Origin of the sequence: Moorena sp. SIO3H5, from assembly GCF_010692395.1 — a bacterium.
Lineage (GTDB): Bacteria > Cyanobacteriota > Cyanobacteriia > Cyanobacteriales > Coleofasciculaceae > Moorena.
Map to the genome: position 1 here is coordinate 1 of NZ_JAAHHS010000567.1, position 3,891 is coordinate 3,891.

Annotated in this window: 3 protein-coding genes; all 3 read right to left on the reverse strand. The window is 44.5% G+C overall.

Annotation, left to right across the window (positions count from 1 at the left end):
- Positions 1 to 59: 59 nt before the first annotated feature.
- The gene (locus F6K52_RS33620) at positions 60 to 290 is read right to left on the reverse strand and encodes a hypothetical protein (protein ID WP_293089099.1); all 231 of its coding nucleotides are present in this window, start codon (positions 288 to 290) and stop codon (positions 60 to 62) included.
- Between the two features lie 45 nt (positions 291 to 335).
- A complete protein-coding gene (locus F6K52_RS33625; protein ID WP_293089101.1) occupies positions 336 to 2,594 on the reverse strand; it encodes a hypothetical protein in 2,259 nt (752 codons plus the stop codon).
- Between the two features lie 98 nt (positions 2,595 to 2,692).
- On the reverse strand, positions 2,693 to 3,891 hold a 1,199-nt coding region (locus F6K52_RS33630), incomplete at its 5' end, for a DUF6603 domain-containing protein (RefSeq protein WP_293089104.1).

The following is a 3,891-nucleotide window of genomic DNA, read 5'->3' on the forward strand; positions in this document are numbered from 1 at the left end:
TATAATTATTTTAGACTAAAGCCTCCTTAGGTAACCTTAACCTGAGGAGGTTTTGGATTTTATGAAAGTATTTTGACGGTTTTGTTGAACACATAACGGGATACTCCAAACCACTGGCGAACAATTGTTCCCGTAGCGTGGCCTACGGCCAATCGTTGTTCAGGGTTTAGCAACACTCGAATCTTCTTGGATTTTTTGGCCGTATTTTCGGCGTTGCTGAATTCAGGAAGTAAGAGGAGTGGGGTGGGCATCCTGCCTGGGAATTGTAACGGGCAAGATGCCCGTTCCACAGGACAATATGCCTATTCCACCCCACTCTTAAAATCATTCCATTATTAAGCAACGCCCTGAAAGATGACTTTTTCAAAACCTTCAAGCATCTGTACCGCTAGCTCTGCCGAGGTCGCTGGCTCTCCCCACTCGATATTGTTGTTGTTACTGTACTTGGTATCAATGTCTGACTTTAGCTGAGCAATATTAAGTGTGCGTTCACTAATGGAACATTCCACAGGCTCTGAGGTTATTTCTGACCACTGGTTGTCACGTAAATATTTTACAAAATTGCTGTTATCTGGGGTCAAACCATAGTGCAATATTTCAGGCTTCAGGTATAACTCCACACGGTCTAAGCTACCTTCAAAAAGACAGAGCATAATATTGTTGCTCAGTTGTTCTACACGCTTACTTTCTAAGCTTGTGTTGTCTTTGTCGAAGGCTTCTATCTGCATGTCTGGCCAACCGGATACGGCCTCAGAACGGAGCAAAAAGCCACTCAGTGTGGGTAACGTCCCCAGGTCACTATAAAGGGCATTGTATAAATACTCCTTGTCGTTTTGATAATCGCTGTCACTGGCTCGACCAATGGCAAAAGCACCGTCCGTTACTGCTTCTAACCAGTTATTGTCAACATTAAAAAATCGGATAGATTCCACCGGTAACATGGCTTCGTCAGGAACCAAATAATTAAATGGTATTCCCTTGAGTAAGCGCAGGTCATCCAGCCAATTGGTAACCGTTGTTGGTACACTCAGTGAGGCAAGATTCTTATGATTAATATTAGTTTTGGGCAAATGGGCTGAGCTGTGACTTGTACTTTGGTTATGTTTCTGAATTTGTTTTAAATAGGTTCGTTTCCATTGATAAAGACTGATGGCAAAGGATTTATTTTGTAACGCTAACAATCTGCCAATTTCCCAAGCAGCACTGTAGCTGACATCCAGCATACCTAGACCTTCGTAATACTGTCTTAATTGGTCTGCGGACAGCGCTGGAAGCGATAACTCCAGATCACTGTTGTCCGTTGGTATAAAAGGACCTCGATACCAGGAGGCTGTTTTTTCCCCACTGCGTAACAGATGCTGTTTAGCCGTAAGTCCCATTTTTAAGAAATTTTCGGTAACAGTACCTTTATTCGGTAGACGCAATGTAGAGTGGTCAACCTGTTTCAGCACTGCAGCAAAATCTCCATAGGCAAAGGCCGCGAGAATTTTACTTTGATTAGAGACGCCATCGCTACCAGTTTTCTCTAATAATTCACTACTCAAGCCAGCATTTGTTAGGGCCGGAACCAAACCACCAGTATCATCAGTGGTGTAATAATCTGTATCGACTAATGTCAATAGGGCATTTTTGATGTTTACTGCACTTTCTGAATCGCTAAAATATATGATACCTGTGGTCTCACTTTCACTTGTGCTGTCTTGATTTTCTTCTGTTGCTATCCGGTTGATGACAGAAAGGCGAATTTTATAATGTTCAGTAGAGGTAAAAGACCATCGAGAAAGATATACTAACCGAATTTTATCTGTACTGTTATCGCTCTGGTCGGCATTTTGGTAATCAAACTTTGGAGTGTCATCAGTAGTGTTACTAGAGTTAAAACGATTTTCTAATGATACAAGATAGACATAATTGACCACACCCGCTTTAGGCAGACGGTTAGCCACAAGAATGGCACTAGGTTCCTCGGCAAATTTGTAGTACGTTTCGTCCGTGATGTCTGCGCTGTCCTCACTGTCTGTGCTCTCTGCAGCAACTCGGTTATGGGCAAGTAAGGCCAACTCATCAGCAGATGGCATAACTTTATTAAATAAGTCGATGGGAATATCCACTACATTGGCTTTATCCGTGGACTGTTGTCCAGTTTCCAGGGTGATTGCTGGGAAATAGTGGGAGGCCTCTGTAGAGCCAGCCTCCAAGTCAGACAGCTTAACAACACGTTCCTCTAGCCGAGCTTTATCTTCTTCTGAGAACACAAGTAGTGCTAACCAGGGAGTATCCGTGTCTGTGCTATTGATCTGACGTTCCCAGGGAAGGGTGCTTCTGCTCAGGCGCAGGTGGGGCAAAACGTTAGAAAAATCACCGATCCCTTTAGGGGGAGGGAATTGAGCAGCAATGTCTTTTGGATTTAGGTAAAAACGTTCGCCAGCAACGGTAAAGTATTGAGTGGTATAATAAGTGGGATCTTGACTATCAGTCTTTGGAATTTTGTTGCCACCATCACCAATCGATTGGCTAACGGTAATTTGATACTCTCCGGCAGTCAAAGATGGTTTGTGATTTTGCAAAAATCCGACGTAGGTGCTTTGAGCCATGGTTATACTTTGTTGAATACTGCTAGTACTGTTGTTAAGGTTGTGTTGATCTAGGAGCCGCTGTCACGGTCTATCTGATCGGTGTGAGAATGTAGGGCTCAGCTAACTAACTGAAGCTGCTCGCTTGTCTGTTGGCTTAAGTCAATGACAATATCATCCAGACCTAGTTCGTCTAACACCGATTGAAGGCTACTTTCAATGGTGTTTAGGTCAGAAGTGTCTTCCCAGTCAAAGGCATCGCTGATAGTTGTGGACTCGTATAGAACAAAATCACGCTCTATCAATTTAAGCTGGCCGGGAGAAGGTGGTGTCGCTGGTGATACTTTGTAACCGCTCAGGGCATTGTCAATAAACCGGTCGGCATTGACATCTGGCTGTAAGTCAGATCCCCACAGTGCAGTGGGCATCGCTTTCAAAATGGGCTCAAACTGAAACTCACTTTCCACAGACTCATCACTGTCCCGCGTGATTTGAATGGTATGGACGGCAGAGTCTACGGTTGCGATCGCCATTGAACCAATACCAAAACTGGTATCAGCACTGGTACCATTAACTGTGGTTGCAAGGGGCTCATTTGCTGTCGCTTCTGTAATGGGAATCACCGAATCAGTAACCAACACCAAATCCTTCGGATTGATCACCCCTAGATGACCAGTAGTCAAACTGTTGGCTACTACACCACTGTCCACACGAATACTCACCCGTTTATCCTCGTCGGGTAAGAACTGATTAAACTCATCCCATTCAATGGCTTCAGCTTCTTTAGCATCCTGATCGCCAAAGGTAATGTGAATGGTCACCACCCATATTTTGACTTTACCCTTACCCCCAAAATCAGGTCCCCATAGATTTAAATCGGCACTGAGGTCGGCAGTAATATGGTGAGTACCAAAGAAGTGGTATGTATAAGAGGCGGACATGTGTATATAGATATCAGCCTCATAGTGAAAGGGTTTCCAACCGAGTAAAAAGTCTGCCCCTTCCTTAAAGTCCGCCTTAAAGGCACCGCTTTCGTAGGTGGCCTCAATGTAGCCTCCGGCCATCAAGGCATGGGCACAGAGGGCAAAGTAGGCTTCTCCCTTTAAACTTAGGTGTGAGTCCACATTCCAGTTAAACCCTAGACGGGGCACCTGGGGATAATGGGAAGGAACATCAAAGTCAGAATGATATCCTCCCAGGGTGGTGACAAAATCACCTTCATGCTCACCGCTAAACCAACTGTAAAAGGCAAAACCACCCCTGAGGGTACACTTTTTAGAAAGAATGTAGGACTGATCGGTGAGCTGGGCTTCAATGC

Bases quoted from the DNA above. Each gene is read 5' to 3' on its own strand.
- F6K52_RS33625 (WP_293089101.1), bottom strand. From the start codon at position 2,594: ATGGCTCAAAGCACCTACGTCGGATTTTTGCAAAATCACAAACCATCT.